Consider the following 20,749-nt stretch of genomic DNA (forward strand, 5'->3'; position numbering starts at 1 on the left):
ACAAACTTGTACATTTGGTCACAGCCATGGTCAGAAATCGCCAAACATTCACCCCTGAATATAAAATCTCAGCATAAATTGAAAATAATGGTCAAAACATTTGGATATTAACATAGAAAGCGATTTGTAGCTAAAAACAACCTCTCTTTTGCTATGTTGACTTGCTTAAATGATGTATTTTGTGGCAAAATGCGAATGCATTTGAAAAATATTTGCACAAAATGAAAGGCTTTTAAAATAAATGGTATATTCAGCCCCCAACGCTCATTACACCGTTTGGGGGCTGAAAAAAGAAATATTGCTGTTTGGAGGAAAACTCCAGGCAGCAATATTTCTTTTTAAGCCAAATCAATTATTTTTACTTGTTGCGACAAGATTAATTAGAACAGGTTATTTTAAGCACTGTTCAATCAAGTCTTTTGCACTATTGGCGTGAAATACATTTCCTGTCTTGACATCGTTAAGTGCCTCTTCAAGTCCAGACATCTGTTGTGAGGTGTTGTTTATAGTCCATCCGAATTTTTTTGCTAAATCCTTGAGTAAGGACAAATCCATTTTGGGAATTGTTATTGAGGTCGTAAGTGTAGAAGTATTCATATTTTTGTTGTTTAAAGTGATTAATGCAAAAATAATTATTATTTCTTTAAGTTGCAAGAGTTTTCTTGTGAATCTTATTTGTCACTAACCTCCAATCTTCTTTGAACTCATTATTAGATACAAGAAAAGATATGATTGTTTCACTTTCTTTCGTCTGATAGCACAGAAAAGTTACACTTTTCAGCTGAAGCAGTCAAGAAATGGTGCAGTTTCCCCACGCCAAGGGGAATTTTGCAGGCATGGTTCTTTGTCAGTATAAAGAACCGGCACTTGTTTGTGTTTTTGTTCATTCTCGCTTTTGATTTGTATGAGTCTGTTGTTCTTCCGCCAATATCATTTTCATCAGTTCGGCATTGGCTCTGTTGTTGATTTCAGCGTTTCTCGTTTCAGAAAGATAGTCGAGAGTGGCAGAACATTCGCCGGTAATGTCAACGCCTATTACCTCCTCATGGGCATAGATAATGCGGATCACGGCTTGAAGCTGCAATAGCGACATGTCTCCATTGCTCCAATCAGTGACGGCGTCATGCTTTCTCAGCACGTCCTTGTCGATGGAGATGTAAACAGGCTCATGTATCAGTCTGCCGGCTTTTGAAGGCCATGCTTGATGATGGTCGATTTCGTCCTGACTATAGAACAACACCTTTTCTCTGAGATGAACAGGTATTTGTGAAATCAGTTCATCCGAAGCCCCCACGATAATGATATTTCTGACAAGTGGGTTCTTTTCCAACACATCAGTCACCCATCCTCCACACGACACGACGCCGTTCCATTGCGGTTCTTGCATGTCGGGATGATGGTCGAAGACAATCAGCGAGAACGGTTCCTGCAGTCTGGATACCCAATATTCAGTGAGATAATGGAAATCGCCGGAATCTATGAAATGCAGAGCCTTGGCAGGAAATGGTGAAAGTCTGCGGTTCAGTTCCTCCTTTGCCTGCTCATCACAATAGCAGTCCACGCCATTGATGTCGCTACAGTCAACATGGGTGATGTTCCGGTTTGAGGCAAACGATTCATAATTGTATATGCCTGTGAAATTCAGGAGTATGATGGGAAGTTTCTTTATCATGGATGCGAAAATACATATTATTCCCGATAGTGACAATAAAAAAAGCGTCTTTTGCCTGTTTTTTATCCGTCCATCATGAATGTGCATCCTGACCTTGAAACTATGTCTGCAGATTCGCCATACAGGCAATCAATCATCTTTTAGGCATGATTCCAATCAATTCCTAATACCTGTATGATGCCTTTCTAATCAAAAATAGGATTTTTTTTGTAATTTTGCACCGTAATAACAAGATATTCTTAACGACAGAATAATAGTATACTTACGGAAGAGCACCGTTTTTTTAGATTATGAAGACAACGAGACGCAACATCCTTCTGTCGGCACTATGCTGCATCAGCACCAGTATGGCGAATGCACAGAGTTTCTGGGGCAACTATACCACTGAGTGGCAATGGGATATGAATAAAGGTACCAATTGGGTGAACCTGCTGCGACTGGAAATGAGCGTTCCGCTATGGAAGGGCGGTTCCTTGGAAGCCGCTACGCTGCATGTGGCGAAGACTGGCGACGGCATCATCGACGACTGGCAGGGATTCTCAAACATAGAGGCAGACAATATGTTTGCCGGCATTGCCGTGTTGGGGTATATGCACGAATGGAAGGCAGGACACCTATTCGTGGGAGTGAGAAACGTGAATGAGGATTTCTTCACTTCCGATGTCACTGCACTCTTCACTAACAGTTCGTGCGGCATCTTCCCTACAATCGCCGCAAGCTATCCGATAGCCAACTATCCACTGTCAGGTCTGACGGTATATTTCGACGTGAGCAAGGGAGGATGGATATTCAAGAACAGCCTGTATAATGGGGTAGGCTACAACGGATGGAAGCACCATGACAATCCGTTTATCATCAATCCAAAGCGTGACGGCATCTTTAACATGTCGCAGCTGGAGTATTCCTGGCGTGGCGCTTTGTATTATGCCGGAGTTACTCTCCATACCCGCCGGTTCGTCTTCGACGACGAAGGTGAGATGGCGCCAGCCGATGAGGCTGTCCACAAGACGAGCTGCGCCTGGTGGGTGTATGGCGAACAGCCGGTGTGGAAATCAGACGGGAAGACCATCACCTGTATGGCACAATATTCAGAAAACACCTGCCGCGAGAGCGGTTGCTACCGTTATGCCGAATTGGGAGGCGCTTATACCGACAGTCTCAACATGTGTGGCATCTCCGGACAGTATGCACAGTTCTGTCAGGACAATGAATTCTCGCTGGAACTGACATGGCGGCGACAGCTCACCAAGTCGATAGCCATACAGCCGTCATTCCAATATATCAACAATGGTAACGGAAACTTCACTGTGCTCAGCACACGCCTTTGTTGCAGTTTTTGAAAGAGAGCACATTGCCCCGCATAAAAAAATGGTCATTAGGGCTGTAATCCTAATGACCGATCAAACAAAATAACCTCTTCTAAAAAATCAAGTTACAGACCAGCGCTAATGGCCGATTGGGGTTAAGGAAGAAGCGGTCTTCCTACACAACCGCTTGGTGCCTGCACATGTAGCAGGGCAGCTATTGTAGGAGCGATGTCCGTCATCTCCGTGAGCTCTGTGGTGCAGCCGTGGCTGATACCCCATCCCATGAAGATGAGGGGGATGTGTGTGTCGTAGGGAGTCCATGCTCCATGGTCGGTGCCTTTCATGCTGTGGGCATAGAAACCAGGTTTGAGCACAATTTGCACGTCACCGCTTCTGCCGTGGCAATAACCGTTGATGATGCGCCGTTTCACGTCGTCGGGAATGGTGGCAGTCATCACTTTGTTCATATCGCAGGCATAGTGCACTGAAGAGTCTGTCAGCAGTTCGTCAACGACACATTGTTTGATGCGGTCGTAGTCGAGATGCTGCTGGCGGATTCTGGCGATATCGAAGAACACCTGATAATTCATCACCTCACTTACTATCTTGCCACAACCGGGGAATGTCTCTGAGAGTCTGGCATTGAGACGGTCGGCGATTTCAGAGTTGCTCCATGCCCCAGCCGGGATGCGACGGTCTTGAAGGAAGCGGGCGTTGTTCATCGCTCCATGGTCGGCAGTGAGGAACACGAGATAATTCCCCTTGCCCACCTTCTTGTCGAGATAGTTGAGGAAGTCAGCGATGCTGCGGTCGAGTCTGAGATATGTATCCTCAATCTCAACGGCGTTGGGACCCACCTGATGGCCGATATAATCGGTGCTCGAACAGCTCACAGCCAGCAGGTCCACATCATCGTCTTCGCCAAGGTGCTCACCCTCTATTGCGGCGCGGGCCATATCGAAGGTCAGAGAATTGCCGAACGGTGTCTTGCGTATAATCTCATAACCATATTTCTTGTATAGCGACGGCAGGTCGAGAGGCAGCAGTGCCTTTTCGCCAGCCTTGATGCCGTCTTCATATTCCGTGTTGTCGGCAGTGCTCTCGATGTAGGAGTCTTTGGGATATATTGTCTGCCATTTTTCAGAGAGATATTTCTCGGCGTGCCTCTCGCGGTTGAAACGAGTCACCCATGCGGGCAGCTTGTCCATATAGTATGTGCTTGTCACGAAATTGCCAGTCTCGTCGTCAAACCAGAATGCCCCGTCTGGGTTATGTCCGGCAGGAAGGATAGAGGCACGGTCTTTCAGCGAAACGCCTACGACCTTAGATCGACCGTTGGTGGCGAGTTTCATCTCGTCGCTGATTGTGGTTACCCACAGGTAGCGCGGCGACATCTGTCCTGATTCGCTCTTCGTTCCCACGGGGGTCACCGTCTTGTCGGTGGTGCAATATACCTTCTTGCCGCCTTTATAGAAGTTGTTGCCAGCAATGCCGTGTATCGTTGGCACGCTGCCGGTATATATACAGGTGTGGCCTATCGCCGTGACTGACGGGATATATGGGATGCGAGTGTTCTCGAATGAATATCCCTGGTTGAGCAGGCGTTTGAATCCACCTTCTGTATAGCGCTGTTGATAACGGTAGAGATAGTCCCAGCGCATCTGGTCTATCACGATGCCCACCACGAGGCGAGGTCTTTGGAATGTCAGATTAGCGGACTTGCCGTCCTGTGCCTGCATGCCGTAGCATGACAGGAACAAGGCTGCAAGAACTGTGATTGTCTTTTTCATTTTCAAATCTTTACTTTGTTTCTTTATCCCCAATCGGTCATTATGATTTACTTGGATTTTAGTGTTTTAGAAGAGTGGATTTCAATCGTCAGACCGTCTGGAAGTATGGTAATTACATCCATGCTCCGAATCGTGTGCTTGGCAGTGGAGCGGTGAAATAATAGTTGATGTCGTTGTTGCTGTCGAGGAAGTTCACCTTCTTCATTCCGAAGAATGGGAGTCCGCCGGGGAAGAGACGGCTGAAATCTGTCACACCGCCAGAGAGGGCAGGACTGCCGGGCTGAAAGTTGAAATCCCATGTCTTGTCGAAAGCCAGTGGAGCACCTTTCTCCAATTTGTCAGCTTCACAGTTGATGTCCATATTGTCGCTTTGACGGAAATTCTTGAAGAGCGGGTCGAGCTGACCTGCCACGCTGCTCTTGATGTCGGTGTCAAACCATATAGCGAGCGATGCTCCCTTTGCCATCTGCTCCACGCCCTTCTCTGTAGAAGCGTAATAGTAGTTGGGAGTGAGGCGGCTGTGCTCAATGTCTACACCATCTTGTTTCGGCTGCTTCAGACCGTAGCGGCAATCATATACGAGGTTGTTCACGAAGACTGGCTTTGCTGCCTTCTCCACCCATACCGAACCACCTTTCTTGTTCTTGGAGCGGCGCCATCCGCAATCCACTATGGTGTTGTTGTAGACAGTCATCTCAGTGAGTGGAATCACTTCGCTGTTGCCGGCATTAGAAAGCTTGAATGCATTGGTGCAGGCGTTGTAGATGACGTTGTTGGCAACATCGAGCTTGCAGCCAGCTTTCACGTTGATAGCCTCGCCACCGTCGGCGGCATTGCCGGAATCGGCAAAGATGTTGTTTACGATCACGCCGTTGCCGCCGGTGAAGTATGTCTGGTCGTTGTAGTTGTCGTGGAAGAAACTGTCAGCAATGACGAACTTGCCGTTCACATTGCAGAAGTGGAAGGCAGGCACACCGCCGTCGATGGTAGTCTTGAACAATTTGTTCTGGAACGATGCCGACGATTCCGTCGGTGTGGCTCCGGCATAGGCGATGTTTACATGGCTGAGCACTACCTCCTCGGAATTGTATCCGCAGATTATTCCTCCCCAGTCTTCAGTCTTCTTGGTGTCGGAAGTGAAAGTGACCGGCTTCTCTGCCGTTCCCATACAATAGAGATTGCCAAGCACTACGATTTCTACAGGCACCTGAACCTCCGACTTGCATGTCACGGTGACTCCAGGCTCGATGTATAGCGAGGTGCCGACAGGTATCTCTACGCTCTCGCTCAGAGTGGTGTCCTTGGTCCATACCAGAGAGCCCTTGGGATATTCAGCCATGGCGGTTTTGATTACATCGGCAGAGCCCTGGTTCCCGTTGCTGCCGTTGTTGTTAACGTAATCGTATGGATTGATGTTGTCGTTCTCGCAAGATGTTGAGAACAATGTTGCAGCTGCCATAATCAGTGCACTGTATATTACTTTTGACCTTGTCATTTTATTTTTTTTTTGTGATTTGGGTTTCTGAAAGCTAAACACTCTTTGCATTACAGTTTGTATCTCACTCCGAGAAGGAACGTCCTGCCGTATTTGTATGTTCCCACGATGGTCTTGTCCTTCTTCTGTCCTTCGTATTCCAGATTGTCCGGGTTTACGGTTTTCAGATATCTCTCGCGCTTTGCGTCGAGCAGGTTGTTTGCCTTGAAGAATATCGAGATGCCGTTTTTGAACTGCTTCTCGGCGCTGAGGTCCAGACCGAACATCGCCTTGTCCCATTGGTCGGCATCTTTGAAGGGCGATACGAGAGCAAGTTTGGTGCCGGTGTACGAAGCGGCGAGTTGTGCGTTCCATCCGTTCTCCGTGTCTTTGTAGAGCAAGGAGAGGTTGGCGGTGTGAGGGGCCTGGTTCACGAGCGGACGGGTCTGTGTCACTCCTGTCTTATACTCAGCACTGCCCTCCTGGTATTCACGCTTTGATGTGGTGATGCGGGAGTGGGTGTAGGTGTAGTTTGCCTTCACACCGAAGTGGCGGATATATTTTATCACGTCGATCTCGAAGCCCATGTTCTTGGCGTTACCGAGGTTGTCTGGCATATAGTAGGCATCCGTTCCGGCACCAATCTTGCCGTCGGAAGTTACGAACACCTGCTCGATAGGATTCTTCAGGTATTTATAGAATACGCCGACGAGTATCTGCTCCGTCTTACTTGGAAACCATTCCCATCTCAGGTCCAGATTGTCGATGCGTGCACGTTTCAGGTTCGGGTTACCTTTCTCCTGATATTCCTCGCCCTGAATCTGATAAGGCACGATTTCATAGAATCCCGGACGGTTGATGCTGCGGTAGTAAGAGAGTCTCACGTTCATCTTCGCCGTCGGTGTCCATTTGAGCGATGCCGATGGCAGATAGTCCCAATAGCTCTGTTCGCCCACCTGTCCCATATTGCGGAAATGCTGAAGCATAGTGTATATCTGATTGGTGTGCTCAGCACGGAAACCGGCATACACTTCGCCTATCCTGCTCTTCAGAGTTACCATAGCATAGGTACCGCCGATATGCTCCTTTGAGTCGTAGTTGAGCTGTGAGGCTTGAGAATACGGAGTCTTGCACACCCAGTCGACATTGGCAAACTGGTCATAGCCGTTGCCGTCGAGCTTCTGCGAGATGTCGGCAGGATTGAAGATATACGAGTAGTATCTGTTGCTGCGCTTCTTGCGGCGATATTGTGCTCCGGCTTTCCATAGAGCGTCAACGCCGTTGCCGAAATGTGTGTCGTATGAGAAATTGATGTAGCCCGCCCAATCGGTGTCTTTGTTGTGTTGGAATCTGCGTTCGGCGTTCTTCGGCAGCGTCTTCGTGATGTTCTTGTCCGTGTTCCATATCGAACCGCCCACCACGTCGCCTTCAGCACTGGCATCTCGGCTGACGGAATTGGTCAGCGTGATGTATGTTCTGTCGGGGTCTTCCTCCTTGGCCTGTGAGAATATTCCTGACCAGTCCACGGTGAAGTCTTTAGTGAGATGATGTGTTCCTTTCAGGTTTGTGGCGAAGATGCTCTGTGTGGCAGATGTGGAGCGCACCTCGTCGTCCTGTGTGTATGAGTCGGCAGCGATATATTCTGTGCTGATGCCGTTGTCGTAGCGAACGCCTTTAGAGTTAGACCTAACGTACATGTTATACCATTCCAGCTTGTGTTCAGGCAGTGTCAGGTCTATCTTGGCGTGCAGACCAGAGGTTAGGTCGTGGATGCTGTAGTAGCGGTGGTGTAGGTTTGAGATATACATCGCCTGTTCTCCCGATGCCATCTTCACGGAGTTGTATGTACGCTCAGTGCCACGGAAGGTGTTCTGGATGCTTCCGGCGAGCATCACTCCGAGACGGTCTTTCCAGAAACGGTCGCCGATGCTCAGTCCGCCCACGAAGTTGGGGGCAGGAGTAGAGTGGCTCTTCAGGCGCACCGGACCGTTCTTGAAGTCGCTCATCGTAGCCTTGTAGTCAGCACCGTTAGCCTCGTATGGCGATTTGTGGGTATAGTCAGAACGGTCGGTTGTGAGATAGTCTCTGCCGTCTTTCCCAAAATAGTCGGTGGCTCCGATGGCGGCATTGGCCTGCAGCTGGAAGCGAGAAGGCGCATCCTTCATTACCATGTCTACCACACCTCCTGCTGCATCACCCTCCATATCGGCGGTGAGTGACTTTGAAACCACAAGACGGTCCATCATATCGGATGGGAAGATGTTCAGAGGCACATAGCGGTTCTTGTCGTCGGGGCTCGGAATCTTCACGCCATTCACGAGTGTGTAGTTGTATCTCTTGTCCATGCCGCGCAGGATGGCATAAGAAGCTTCTCCGGAGGCATCACGCTCCATAGTGACTCCCGACATGCGCTGGAGCACGCTTGCCACATTCACGTCTGGCGAGAGTTGGATGCTCTGCTGGCTCATCACGTTGAGCACTGTGCCGGCATTCTTCACCGTCTCCACAGCACTGCGGTCTGACCGGTATTCGCGGTGACCCGTTACCACCACTTCGCCCAATTGTCTGGAGTCTTCGTCCATGGCGATTGTCAACTGTCCGTCCTTGCCGTCTTCAGAACCTTTGGAGTAGTCTTTCGCAACATCCACCACCATCTCCTTTGTCTTGTATGACATATAGGTGATGACGAGGGTGAACTTGCCTTTTTCGGGCAGTTCGTGCAGAGAGAACGTACCGTCGAGACCTGTGGTAGTACTTATGTTGGGCAGTTCCTTCACCCGCACCACTGTGCCGATGAGCGGTTCGCCCGTCTTGTTATCCTTGACTATGCCGTCGAGCGTATGAGCACTGACGGCTGTAGTCGCAGCGGCAAGAAGAGCCGCACTGAAAAGAATCTTCTTCATCTGTTATTTTGATTTCTGAATCTCGTGAATCACTTTACCTTCCTTGTCAATCATATACATGCTGAGTTGTTTCTTCGAAGCAGAGATGACAGAGAAACCGTCATCGGAACTGCAGAACACGGTGCCCTTGACGGCCTGCACCGGACGGGCGAGAGATGCCGATGTGTTGACCACATAGTCGATGTCGTCGCCTTTCATCTTGATGTGTTGGAAGTTGTGGATATGTCCGCAGGCATATATAGCCACGTTCTTGTAGCGCTTCAGTATCGGGAGCACACGAGTCTGCATGTCTGTGCGCTCGCTTTCAGCTTTGTCGGTGTATGCATAGATGGGATGGTGTCCCACAACGATTACCCAGTCCTCCTTGGCATTCTTCAGCGTGTTGTCGAGCCAGTCTAGTTCTGCTTTCATATCCTGTTTGCAGGCATCGGGATAAACGTCGGAGTTCTGCTGGTAGCGGTCGATGAGCGGTGTGGTGTCGAGGAATACCACCCGAAGTGTGGTGCCTTTCTTGTTGAACACCTTGGTGTAGTAGCGGGCCGGCATCATCCAGCGGCGGCTCACCTTGCCATAGTCGAGCACCGCCTGAGTGTTGCCGCGGTATTCATGGTTGCCCAACACAGGAAACCAGTCGAGCATCAGTTCGGGATGCGAATAAACCTGTTCGAAGTTTGTCATCCACAACGGGTCGTTGACAGATGCCACACCGTTGAAATGATGGATGTCGCCAACGGCAAGCACGCATTCTGGACCTAAAACCTCTCCCATCTCTCCCATCAGTTCTGCAATGGGCTTTTGGTCATAATAACCGTTTCTGCCGAGGTCGTTAGCCATATAGAGCGTGATGTCGCCCTTCAGCTTCTTCCATTCCGAACGGACTGTCTCTGGCGTTGTGTTGCCTGGACCTCCAGCGGCCGCCACCGCTGCATTGGCGTTGACAGAAGCAACATTGCTCTTCTGAGCCTGCAAATTCAAACCACCCAGCAACATCATAGCCGCCATTGACAATACGGCAATCTTGTTTCTACCGCAAACTCCGAATTTCTTCTTTTTCATTTTCTTTGTTACCTTTATATTATACCTTAATGATTAAATTATGAATATTGATTTCAAAACGTTAAATTCTGCTGCAAAAGTACTGTCACTGTATGTCAAAGATGTTACATGCATTTTAATAAGCAGGTAAAAACGTGCTACAAAGGCGTTACACAGACAAACCGGAGATAACACAAATGGCAGACACCTCGTAGTTGGGAGTGTCAACTTCCAAGCAAGCCCTAATGACCGATTGGGGATAAATGCAGATAAGAAACGTAAGGTTGCGGTCTTTAAAAGAAAATTATTACCTTTGCATTATATATACAAGTATATAAGTATGAATCTTTCACCTTGCTTAGACCTATGGATACACGTCCATATATATTATAAGGTGTAGTATCGAGATATGAGACAAGAGATTATCGACCGCATGAACATCCTCGCAGCCGGGGGAGAACCATTCCTCTTCGTTATCGACTATGAGGGAGATGGCGCATATATACACAAGCTGTCGGAAATCAATCCGCAGGAATGCCTTTACGACTTTGAGGGAGTGGGCAATGTAGGCAAGATGGATGTCAGACCACTTCCAACGCCTGTTGAATGGCAGGTGGACGAACCTCGCTATGAGGACTATGAGAAGAGTTTCGCCATCGTGAAGAGCAATCTGATGGCAGGCAACAGTTATCTGACCAATCTCACATGCAAGGTGCCGGTGAGGTGCAGTCTCACGCCCGATGATATCTTTCTCCATGCCAGAGGCAAATACAAACTGCTGCTCAAGGTGGGGAAGGAGACAGGAGAAAGGAAAAGCATAGTGTGCTTCTCGCCCGAAACCTTCGTTAAGATAAAGGGCGGAAGGATATATTCCTATCCTATGAAGGGAACGCTCGATGCCACAATCCCAGATGCCGAAAGGGTATTGATGGATGATGAGAAGGAGGCTGCCGAACATGCCACTATAGTTGACCTTATCAGAAACGACCTCAGTAGGGTGGCGACCGACGTGAGGGTGGACAGATACCGGTATATCGACCTGCTGCATACAAACAAGGGCGACATACTGCAGACCAGTTCGGAGGTGAGCGGACAACTCCCTGCCGACTATCGCCGGAACATCGGTGACATACTGGCGGCACAGCTGCCGGCAGGGTCGATAACGGGAGCGCCAAAAGACAAGACCGTGGCAATCATCAGCCAGGCGGAAGGCTACAAACGAGGATTCTATACCGGAGTGATGGGCATCTATGACAACGGAGAACTCAATTCTGCCGTCATGATACGTTTCATCGAGCAAGACCAGAGCGGCATGTATTTCAAGGCAGGCGGAGGAATAACCTGGATGAGCGACTGCAGGAAAGAATATGAGGAGGTGATACAGAAGATTTACCTTCCGATGGGGTAGGAATGATTCTGTCGCAGTCTGTTCTATCATAAAAATATAATGAAAATGCACTTCGTAGAGACAATAAAGATAAAGGATGGCACAGTCATGGCACTGCCATATCATCAGACAAGGATGGAAAGAACCGTCAGACGCTTCTTTCCCGGCCTTGCCCTTCATGACATGCCCCGCCTCTGCGAAATCATTGACGCAAAGGCAGGCGAAGGAATATTGAAGGCACGGGTGGTGTATGGCGGGAAAGGAGTGGAGACAGTGGAATACGCACCCTACCACATGCGTGAAATGAAGACCCTGCAGGTGGTGGAAGGTGGCGACATAAGTTATGAATACAAAAGTACCGACCGCTCCCGTCTCAATATGCTGGCGGAGAAGAAAGGAAATGCCGACGAAGTGATAATCCTGAAGCACGGACTCCTGACAGACACATCGTTCACCAACATCGCCATCCACGACGGCAACGGATGGATTACGCCACGCTGCCCATTGCTCTATGGCACAAAACGGGCAGCGCTGCTCGACCAAGGTGTCCTCACCGAGGCTGATATCACCATCGGTGACCTTCAGCGGGCAACCCGCGTGAGCCTGTTCAACGCCATGATAGACTTCGGCGAGAGAGAGATTGCCGTTCATGATATAAACACGGAACTGATATGAACCAAAAGATATACAACCTGGAAGAATTTGCCTCACGATATCATCTGAAAGATATATTCGGAGCATACGCCGCCCACTTTGCCGTCACTCGGCAGGAGAGTGGGGACTTTGCCGATATGGTGACGGAGCGTGCGCTTTTCTGCCGTATCTTTCTCGTGAAGCAAGGCAGCTGTCGGATGGTCATCAACGGCAAAGACGGTGATGTGCTGGAACTCGGTGAGGGCAGTATGCTTATGGTCTCGGTCAATGATGTGGCAACGCTCCTGTCTGTTTCTCCAGACATCGATGCGGAATGCGTGCTGGTGGACGAGGAGTTTGTAAGTCATACATATTGCTTCCGCCTTTCCGCCGACAAATACAAGAGCGTTCTCGATATCTTCCATTTCATACGCGACATCGTGCGCCATCAGCATATCAACAAGATAGAGATGATACGAAGCATGTTCAATGTGCTCAATCTGATTATCGAGGAACTGCCATACGAACAATGTTCCGTGTCGCACGACATCGGCCACAAAAAAGGCATTTATGAGATTTTCCTCCATCATCTATACCGTAATTTCCGCAAGGAGAGACAGATCCGCTTCTATGCCGACAAGCTGAACGTCTCCACTGTGTATCTCTCCAGACTGGTGAAGGAAATCAGTGGCACTACCGTCAACGACCATGCCACATCATTGGTATACAAGGAAATATGCAATCTGCTCACGCACTCAGACATGACGATAGGCGAGATTGCCGACTATCTCAATTTCAGCGACCAGAGCGCCCTCTCCAATTTTTTCAAGCAGCGCTCAGGCATGACTCCGCTCGCATATAGAAACAGACAATAGGGGCGGAGAGACCGCAGGGACCTCTGCTCTATGATAGTTTTTTTACCCCAAATCGGTCATTAGGGCTTGCTTGGATTTTTAGAAGAGTGGATTCTGTTTGGCTTAACCCAAATCGGTCGTTAGGGCTTGCTTGGATTTTGATTTTTAGAAGAGTGGATTTTGGTTGGCTTTTAATGAGTAATAGCAAGCTATTGCGAATTAAAAACGGACAAAAGACGCCTTATAAAAAGCAAAAGACTGCAAGCAGTTATAAAATATCACATTTAACGGCCTAATGACCGTTTTGGGCTTAATATATCGTCAAAGATTTTTTCCTATCCCTTCTTCGTAAGTTGGAATGCCAGCCGCTCGTCACCAGACCAGCAGTGGATAACTCCGCAATAGCTGAACCCCTCGTTGGCAAGCAGATGTTGCATCACGAGATTGTCGCGATGTGTGTCGATGCGGATGTTGTCGTAGAGGGTGAGGGCATACTGCAGGGCGGTGTGCATGATGCCCGTTGCTTCGCCCGAACTGGCGATGCGGTGGATAGTGGCGTATGGTTTGTCGTTGGACCATTTGCCGTCGTAGATGATGTCGTAGGTAGGGTCGGCACCGCCACGCAGTACGAAAGTAGCCACTATTCTGTCTCCTTTCACGATAACGTAGCTGTCCCCGCTGTCAATGTCTTCCTGTAGAAGTTCCTCGCTTGGATATCCTTCTGTCCATTGATTGGGGTTGCCGGCTTCCGTCATGAATCGGCGGGCAATGGCGAATATTTCCTTCAGCCGTGGTATGTCGGCTGTTGTGGTGTGGCGGATGATGTAGTCGTCAGAGTTGCGGTAGTTGAGGCTGTATGTCGTTTTGTTATTCATGAAAGGAGAGGAGACTTTGTATCTTATGCAAAGATAGTGCAAACCGAATGCAGGACAACAAGCTTGCTTGATTGTTATGCTGAGGTGAAGCCTATCTTATGCAAAGATACTTGTTTTTCCCCCTTCTGCAAATTTTTCCAGTCAGTTTTTTGCAGTGTTGTCAAGTTGTAGTATATTTGCATCGATAGACATATTGCCGTATTAGTAGACTCCCGTTTTCTGGATGTCGGCAGAATGCGCAAAATACCAATCAGTACCACATTATTTTGGCGTATGACAGATCGCTACTATACCTTAAATACATTTCGAAAAATCCGACTATTATTCTCTGTGCGCAGCGCAGCCTTCCTGGTTACGTGTGCCATAATCCTGACTCTCATCATGTCGTGCCATAGTTCACCGTCGCCACGCGTCCTCGCCATGAAGCGTGATGCCGCCGACAGTGTGGTAAACGGCATGAAAGACAAAGAACAACTCGACAGCCTGGTGAAAGAAGCCGAAAAGAGCGGCGACTATATGCTTGAGATGAGATCACTCCAGAAGCGGGGACGCTTGTGGCGAGATGAAAACTGCTTCATGAAAGCCATAGCCTGTCATAATCGTGAACTGGAACTCGCAAGGAAACTCGGTGACACCATCGCCACAGTGCAGGCGCTGAACAATATCGGAACGAATTTCAGAAGAATGGGAGTGCTCGACGAGGCAGTGGACTACCACTATCGTGCGCTGCACCTCGGCGACCTGTTCAGTCGGCGAAACGACAAGACGGCAATGAAAAACCGTTTGGTATCCCTCAACGGCATCGGAAACATCAGTCTTACTCTCGGCGACACCGAAACGGCAGACTCTATGTTCCGCGCTGCATTGAAGGGAGAGAAGACACTCGGAAGCCACCTCGGACAGGCCATCAACTACGCAAATATAGGTTCGGTATTCGAAAAGCGAAACATGCTCGACTCCGCATGGGCATGCTACAAGCAGTCGATGCAGCAGAACAGACTCGCCGATTCCGACCTCGGCATATCGCTCTGCTATACCCACTTCGGACGCCTCTTCGAGAAGCAAGGCAGACGGACAGAAGCAATAGCCGAGTATCGCAAGGCATACGAAATAATGGGAACGTCAGAAGACAGGTGGCATGCCATGGAACCATGTCTCGCTCTTGCGGAGATATACATTAAAATCGGCGACGAAAACACGGCGATGACCTATCTCGCCACTGCCGACCGCCTTGCCCACGACCTGCATTCGCTCGAACACCAGGCGCAGATTGCCAAGCTGTACTACGACATCTATGCAAAGAAAGACGACTGCCGGCGCGCTCTTCACTACTACCGGACGTTTGACCAACTCAGCGACAGTCTGACGAGCGAGAAGAATATTGTTCACATGCAGAACATGCGAGTGCGCTATGAGCATGAGCAGAGGCGTGCCGAAGTGAATGCCCTGAACGAGGAGTATCAAACGGAGAAATCGCTTAAGTGGGTCAGCATTATGGCTGCAGTCCTTTTGTTCGTGCTCGGTGGTGTGACAATGAGTTTCATGCTCTACGCCCTTCGTAGCCGTAAGCGCAAGCAGATGGAGCAGCATCAGATGGAGGAGATGAGAATAAGTTTCTTCACTAACATAACACACGAGTTTCGCACCCCTCTCACCGTTATTCTCGGATATTCACGGATGATGGAGGAAGGCAAGGTGCCGGCAGGCGATATGGCAAAGGTGGGAAGCATGGTGTCAAGACAAGGCACGCGCCTTCTGTCGCTCATCAACCAGTTGCTCGACATACAGAAGGTGAAGTCGAATATCGGACATCCCGACTGGCATCATGGCGACATCGTGCTCTTCATGGCAAACATCATAGAGAGTCATCTCAATATGGCACACTCCAGACAGATAACCCTGATGTATGCCCCAAAGCAAAAGAAGATGATGTGTGACTTCGTGCCAGACTATGCCCAGAAGGTGTTGTGCAACCTTCTGACAAATGCCATAAAGTTCTCCAAGGAGGGAGGACAGGTGCTTGTGGCGCTTGAGGTGGAGAACGACATGCTGACCCTGCGCATTGCCGACTATGGTAGCGGTATACCGGAAAATGAGCAGCAGCATATCTTCGAACCCTTCTATCAGACAGAGAGCGACAAGAAGACCATCGGGTCGGGAGTGGGACTGGCCCTCGTGAACCAGATAGTGAAAACCCTTGGCGGCAGCATAACGCTCGACAGTAAGGTGGACGTCGGTTCGGTATTCACCGTAAACGTGCCCGTCAAGGCCCCGGCGGGTGTTGACGTGAAGCCGCTTGAGTCACTCGGAACAATCCCTGATGATATGCTGCTTGGAGCAAATACTAAAACAGGTGGCAATAACGGAACTTCCGGTTGTGGAGAGGATAATAATCCTGTGGCAGGCGACAAGAGTGATGCCCTCGTGGATATCGGTGCGAATAGTCATGATATGGATGATGATGGTGGTGATGTGGCTGACGGCTGTTCTGCTGATACCCGTCAGTTAGTGCTCATCGTGGAAGACAATGCCGATGTGGCGGAATACATGACAATGCAGCTTAAGGCAAGATACCGCCTCGTGTTGGCACGTGATGGTGAGGAGGGACTGCGCATTGCCACGGAGACGGTGCCCGACATCATCATCACTGATGTCATGATGCCACGCATGGATGGCTACGAACTGTGTCAGAGAGTGAAGGAATCGGAGGTGCTCAACCACATTCCTGTCATCATCGTCACGGCGAGGACAACCCAGAAAGACAAGCTGCGCGGACTGCAGATTGGCGTTGATGCGTATATATATAAACCATTTGATGCTGAAGAACTATCCGTAACTGTCGGCAACCTGCTGGAGAAACACCGCTTGCTGCGCCTGCGCTATATGCAGGCGCCAGCCGACGACAAACAGGCTGCCGTGGAGACGCTGCCGCCTTGCGACCGTGTGTTCCTCAATAGGGTGGATGCCGCAGTGGACGAATTGATGGCGACGGACCTCTCCGTAGACAGTGTGGCTATAGCCCTATGTATGAGTCAGCAGCAGTTGCGCCGAAAGCTCAATGCCGTGTCGGGCGACACACCGATGGCATATTTCCGCAAGCGCCAGATGCAGAAAGCCAAAGATATGCTGGACAACCGCGATGACATGTCGATCAGCGAGATAGGAATGAAGTGCGGTTTCTACGATATGTCGCATTTCACAAGAATCTTCAAGCAGGTGGTAGGAATAACACCGTCGCAGTATCGCAAGAAAGCATAACCCCCCAAACGGTCATTATGCCGTTTGGGGATAAAATCCGCTCTTCCGAAAAAAAACACAATCCAGGCTGGCCATGATGACCGATTTGGGTTAAACCCAAATCGGTCATTAGGCCGTTTATTGTATTTTTTAATTACTGCTTGCAGTCTTTTGTTTTTTATAAGGCGTCTTTTGTCTGTTTTTAATTCGCAATAGCTCGCTATTACTCATTAAAAGCCAAACAAAATCCACTCTTCTAAAAGAACAAAATCCAAGCAAGCCCTAACGACCGATTCGGGTTAAAAGCCAAACAAAATCCACTCTTATAAAAACACAAAATCCAAGCAAGCCCTAATGACCGATTTGGGTTTAAGCGATAAGAGAGTGGCTTGTTGATGGTTTTGAGGGCCGCCGGTGTCAATCTTCAGTCTTCTTGAGATACTGGTCAAGAAGCAGGATGCCCTTCTCGGTGCAGAAGCCGCGCAGCAACACTATGAAGAAGTTGCAGAAGATGTCGCTCAGCGAATATTTTTCGTAGAGAGCCTTATTGAAGCTCGCGTCCATCATTGAGTCGCAGATGTCCTGCAGGATTTCGTAGTTCAGCTCAGGCACGAAATATCCGTTCTCTATGCAGCGCTTCACGAAAAGCAGCGACTCCCTCTGCTGTTCCTCGTGGCGCGACCGCAGATATGCCGTCACCTTGTCGTATTTCTCAAGTTCAGTGAGGAAGAGAGGGGAGAGGTTGTCGAGGTCAGCGAATTTAAGCTTGAAGAACGTCACCACTATGTCGATTTCGTTTTCCGCCGTCAGCGCATATTCCTGGATATGCCTTAAAAGCTCTTCATGATCGTGCCGCGCACCCGCAAGCAGCAGGTCCTCCTTCTTGTCGTACACCTCATATAGAGTGCGCTTCGATATCGACAGCGCCGCTGCGATGTCGTCCATCTTCACTGCCTTTATGCCCCTCTGTTTGAAGAGCGGCATTGCCGTGCGCAGAATCCTGAGCTTCAGCTCCTGGCGATGTTCAGATATGTTGTTGTGGTCTGTTTGCATTTCCTTCATTGCGTTTTGATTTTACAAAGATAATAAAATATTTGTTATTTTTCTTCGTGCGCCCAAGTTTTTTAGTAATTTTGCAAAAACTCGTCAATTGGACGAACGGACATCCGGCAATGGCGGATTGTGGGGAAATATCCTCGCTGGCTTGTCAATTCGAGTGATAATGACACAAACAATTAATTCTTAAATTTCTTATGGTAAAAATCACAAAAGAAGCAGCGCTGGCCTATCATGAGGGAATGCGCCCAGGAAAAATCGAAGTCAAGCCTACCAAGGCTTACAGCACCCAGACCGACCTGAGTCTGGCATATTCGCCCGGTGTGGCGTTCCCGTGTCTGGAAATACAGCAGAAGCCCGACGATGCTTACAAATATACCGACAAAGGAAACCTCGTAGCCGTGATCAGCAACGGCACAGCAGTGCTCGGACTTGGAGACATCGGGGCAATGAGCGGAAAACCTGTGATGGAGGGCAAGGGACTGCTCTTCAAGATATATGGTGGCATCGACGTGTTCGACATCGAGATAGCTGAGAAAGACCCGGAGAAATTCTGCGAGACCGTGGAACGCATAGCGCCCACCTTCGGCGGAATAAACCTGGAAGACATCAAGGCACCGCAATGCTTCTACATAGAAGAGAGGCTGAAACGCACACTCGACATACCGGTGATGCACGACGACCAGCACGGCACGGCGATAATATCGGCGGCAGGACTCAAAAACGCACTCGAAGTGAACGGCAAAGACATTGCCAAGGTCAAGATCGTGGTGAACGGAGCCGGAGCCGCAGCCATATCATGCACAAAGATGTATGTGGCACTCGGAGCCAAGACAGAAAACATACTGATGCTCGACTCCAAGGGAGTGATAACCAGCGACAGGGAAAACCTGACCGAACAGAAGAAGCTTTTTGCCACCGACAGGCGTGACGTGCACACCCTCGAAGAGGCGATAAAAGGAGCCGACGTGTTTGTGGGACTCTCAAAAGGCAACGTGCTCACGCAAGACATGATACGCTCAATGGCAGAACAGCCAATCGTATTCGCACTCGCAAACCCCGTGCCCGAAATATCATACGAAGACGCCATGGCAAGCCGTCCCGACGTGCTCATGAGCACAGGACGCTCCGACTACCCTAACCAGATAAACAACGTGATAGGATTCCCATACATCTTCCGTGGAGCACTCGACGTGCACGCAACGGCAATCAACGAGGAGATGAAGCTGGCGGCAGTACACGCCATCGCAGATCTGGCGAAACAACCGGTGCCCGACGTGGTGAACGATGTGTACCACGTGAACAACCTCACCTTCGGACCTCTCTACTTTATCCCAAAACCCGTTGACCCGCGACTCATCACAGAAGTATCGGCAGCAGTGGCAAAGGCGGCAATCGACAGTGGAGTGGCAAGGACGACAATCACCGACTGGGCGGCATACAAGAACAAGCTGCGCGAGATGCTCGGACAAGAGACAAAGCTCACCCAGAAACTATACGATACCGCACGCAAACACCCGCAGAGAGTGGTCTTCGCCGAGGGACTGCACCCCACGATGCTCAAGGCGGCAGTGCAGGCAAAGGCAGAAGGCATCTGCCAGCCGATACTGCTCGGCAACGACGAACGCATAAAGAAACTCGCAAAAGAACTCGACCTGAGCCTCGACGGAGTGGAAATAGTGAACCTTCGCCACGACAGAGAGGCGGAGCGTCGCGAACGCTATGCCCACATCCTGGCAGAGAAACGACAGAGAGAAGGCTACACGTTCGACGAGGCAAACGACAAGATGTTCGAGCGCAACTACTTCGGAATGATGATGGTGGAGACTGGCGACGCCGATGCCTTCATAACAGGACTCTACACAAAATACTCAAACACCATAAAAGTGGCAAAAGAAGTGGTTGGCATACAGCCGGGCTACTCACACTTCGCCACGATGCACATCCTGAACACAAGCAAAGGAGTGTATTACATCTCTGACACGCTCATCAACCGTCATCCCGACAAAGACACGCTCATGGACGTGGCGAAACTGAGCGCTGCCACAGTGCGCTTCTTCAACGAAGAGCCGAACATAGCCATGATAAGCTACTCCAACTTCGGAACAGACGACTGCGGAAGTCCGCTGCAGGTGCACGAGACGGTGGCTGCCATGCAGAAGCAATTCCCGGAGCTGGCCATCGACGGAGAAATGCAGATAAACTTCGCCCTCAACAGAGAACTGCGAGATTCCAAATTCCCGTTCTCACGCCTCAAGGGCAAAGACGTGAACACACTCGTGTTCCCAAATCTGAGCAGCGCCAACGGAGCATACAAACTGCTCCAGGGACTGAACACCGATGCCGAGATAATCGGTCCGATACAGATGGGACTCAACAAGCCGATACACTTCACCGACTTTGAAAGCTCCGTGCGCGACATAGTGAACGTTACGGCAGTGGCGGTAATCGACGCATACGTGGCAAAACTCAAGGCAAAACACAATGCGTGACAAGCGGTCTGAATGAGAAAACGGACGGGCAAGA

14 protein-coding genes are annotated in these 20,749 nt (G+C 49.6%); 6 read left to right on the top strand and 8 right to left on the bottom strand.

Annotation, left to right across the window (positions count from 1 at the left end; all coding sequences use genetic code 11):
- Positions 1-390: 390 nt before the first annotated feature.
- Together ST42_RS08045 and ST42_RS08050 are read right to left on the bottom strand one after the other, a co-directional pair.
- Positions 391-597 (bottom strand): hypothetical protein, encoded by a 207-nt coding sequence (locus tag ST42_RS08045; RefSeq protein ID WP_022317069.1) that lies wholly within the window; start codon positions 595-597, stop codon positions 391-393.
- Positions 598-883: 286 nt separating this feature from the next.
- Positions 884-1,672, bottom strand: a complete 789-nt coding sequence (locus ST42_RS08050) for an arginase family protein (RefSeq protein ID WP_044073140.1) — start codon at positions 1,670-1,672, stop codon at positions 884-886.
- Between the two features lie 290 nt (positions 1,673-1,962).
- On the opposite strand from ST42_RS08050, the gene ST42_RS08055 reads away from it, so the two are divergent.
- Positions 1,963-3,012 (top strand): carbohydrate porin, encoded by a 1,050-nt coding sequence (locus ST42_RS08055; protein WP_044073141.1) that lies wholly within the window; start codon positions 1,963-1,965, stop codon positions 3,010-3,012.
- Positions 3,013-3,134: 122 nt separating this feature from the next.
- Here ST42_RS08055 and pafA read toward each other — a convergent pair whose 3' ends face one another.
- From pafA to ST42_RS08075, 4 genes are all read right to left on the bottom strand, one after another.
- A complete protein-coding gene (gene pafA / locus ST42_RS08060) occupies positions 3,135-4,769 on the bottom strand; it encodes an alkaline phosphatase PafA (RefSeq protein WP_052488284.1) in 1,635 nt (544 codons plus the stop codon).
- Positions 4,770-4,881: 112 nt separating this feature from the next.
- Positions 4,882-6,264, bottom strand: coding sequence for a right-handed parallel beta-helix repeat-containing protein (locus ST42_RS08065; RefSeq protein ID WP_044073142.1), 1,383 nt, complete (start codon positions 6,262-6,264; stop codon positions 4,882-4,884).
- A 50-nt stretch (positions 6,265-6,314) separates the two neighbouring features.
- Positions 6,315-9,146 (bottom strand): TonB-dependent receptor, encoded by a 2,832-nt coding sequence (locus ST42_RS08070; RefSeq protein ID WP_044073143.1) that lies wholly within the window; start codon positions 9,144-9,146, stop codon positions 6,315-6,317.
- Positions 9,147-9,149: 3 nt separating this feature from the next.
- Positions 9,150-10,202, bottom strand: a complete 1,053-nt coding sequence (locus tag ST42_RS08075) for a metallophosphoesterase (protein ID WP_044073144.1) — start codon at positions 10,200-10,202, stop codon at positions 9,150-9,152.
- Positions 10,203-10,590: 388 nt separating this feature from the next.
- On the opposite strand from ST42_RS08075, the gene ST42_RS08080 reads away from it, so the two are divergent.
- From ST42_RS08080 to ST42_RS13200, 3 genes are read left to right on the top strand one after another with little or no spacing between them, the layout of a single operon-like run.
- Positions 10,591-11,589: an aminodeoxychorismate synthase component I gene (locus ST42_RS08080; protein WP_044073146.1), complete on the top strand. Its 999-nt coding sequence runs from the start codon at positions 10,591-10,593 to the stop codon at positions 11,587-11,589.
- A 39-nt stretch (positions 11,590-11,628) separates the two neighbouring features.
- Positions 11,629-12,243, top strand: a complete 615-nt coding sequence (locus ST42_RS08085) for an aminotransferase class IV (protein WP_052488285.1) — start codon at positions 11,629-11,631, stop codon at positions 12,241-12,243.
- A complete protein-coding gene (locus ST42_RS13200) occupies positions 12,240-13,076 on the top strand; it encodes a helix-turn-helix domain-containing protein (protein WP_022317059.1) in 837 nt (278 codons plus the stop codon). The genes ST42_RS08085 and ST42_RS13200 overlap by 4 nt, the downstream gene beginning before the upstream one ends.
- A 314-nt stretch (positions 13,077-13,390) precedes the next feature.
- On the opposite strand, the gene ST42_RS08095 is transcribed toward ST42_RS13200, so the two are convergent.
- Positions 13,391-13,930 (bottom strand): hypothetical protein, encoded by a 540-nt coding sequence (locus ST42_RS08095; protein ID WP_044073149.1) that lies wholly within the window; start codon positions 13,928-13,930, stop codon positions 13,391-13,393.
- 273 nt (positions 13,931-14,203) lie between these two features.
- On the opposite strand from ST42_RS08095, the gene ST42_RS08100 reads away from it, so the two are divergent.
- A complete protein-coding gene (locus ST42_RS08100) occupies positions 14,204-17,188 on the top strand; it encodes an ATP-binding protein (protein WP_197068931.1) in 2,985 nt (994 codons plus the stop codon).
- Positions 17,189-17,584: 396 nt separating this feature from the next.
- On the opposite strand, the gene ST42_RS08105 is transcribed toward ST42_RS08100, so the two are convergent.
- Entirely contained in the window at positions 17,585-18,220 is a 636-nt protein-coding gene (locus ST42_RS08105) for a TetR/AcrR family transcriptional regulator (RefSeq protein WP_044073213.1), read from the bottom strand.
- A 200-nt stretch (positions 18,221-18,420) separates the two neighbouring features.
- On the opposite strand from ST42_RS08105, the gene ST42_RS08110 reads away from it, so the two are divergent.
- On the top strand, positions 18,421-20,715 hold the full coding sequence (locus ST42_RS08110) for an NADP-dependent malic enzyme (RefSeq protein ID WP_042519472.1): 2,295 nt from the start codon (positions 18,421-18,423) through the stop codon (positions 20,713-20,715).
- The last annotated feature ends 34 nt before the right edge of the window (positions 20,716-20,749 follow it).

Source organism: Prevotella pectinovora (assembly GCF_000834015.1).
Taxonomy (GTDB): domain Bacteria; phylum Bacteroidota; class Bacteroidia; order Bacteroidales; family Bacteroidaceae; genus Prevotella; species Prevotella pectinovora.

What these genes read in the sequence shown, in the direction of transcription:
- ST42_RS08045 (WP_022317069.1), bottom strand. Translation starts at nt 597, where the DNA reads ATGAATACTTCTACACTTACGACCTCAATAACAATTCCCAAAATGGAT.
- ST42_RS08050 (WP_044073140.1), bottom strand. Translation starts at nt 1,672, where the DNA reads ATGATAAAGAAACTTCCCATCATACTCCTGAATTTCACAGGCATATAC.
- ST42_RS08055 (WP_044073141.1), top strand. Translation starts at nt 1,963, where the DNA reads ATGAAGACAACGAGACGCAACATCCTTCTGTCGGCACTATGCTGCATC.
- pafA (WP_052488284.1), bottom strand. Translation starts at nt 4,769, where the DNA reads ATGAAAAAGACAATCACAGTTCTTGCAGCCTTGTTCCTGTCATGCTAC.
- ST42_RS08065 (WP_044073142.1), bottom strand. Translation starts at nt 6,264, where the DNA reads ATGACAAGGTCAAAAGTAATATACAGTGCACTGATTATGGCAGCTGCA.
- ST42_RS08070 (WP_044073143.1), bottom strand. Translation starts at nt 9,146, where the DNA reads ATGAAGAAGATTCTTTTCAGTGCGGCTCTTCTTGCCGCTGCGACTACA.
- ST42_RS08075 (WP_044073144.1), bottom strand. Translation starts at nt 10,202, where the DNA reads ATGAAAAAGAAGAAATTCGGAGTTTGCGGTAGAAACAAGATTGCCGTA.
- ST42_RS08080 (WP_044073146.1), top strand. Translation starts at nt 10,591, where the DNA reads ATGAGACAAGAGATTATCGACCGCATGAACATCCTCGCAGCCGGGGGA.
- ST42_RS08085 (WP_052488285.1), top strand. Translation starts at nt 11,629, where the DNA reads ATGAAAATGCACTTCGTAGAGACAATAAAGATAAAGGATGGCACAGTC.
- ST42_RS13200 (WP_022317059.1), top strand. Translation starts at nt 12,240, where the DNA reads ATGAACCAAAAGATATACAACCTGGAAGAATTTGCCTCACGATATCAT.
- ST42_RS08095 (WP_044073149.1), bottom strand. Translation starts at nt 13,930, where the DNA reads ATGAATAACAAAACGACATACAGCCTCAACTACCGCAACTCTGACGAC.
- ST42_RS08100 (WP_197068931.1), top strand. Translation starts at nt 14,204, where the DNA reads ATGACAGATCGCTACTATACCTTAAATACATTTCGAAAAATCCGACTA.
- ST42_RS08105 (WP_044073213.1), bottom strand. Translation starts at nt 18,220, where the DNA reads ATGCAAACAGACCACAACAACATATCTGAACATCGCCAGGAGCTGAAG.
- ST42_RS08110 (WP_042519472.1), top strand. Translation starts at nt 18,421, where the DNA reads ATGGTAAAAATCACAAAAGAAGCAGCGCTGGCCTATCATGAGGGAATG.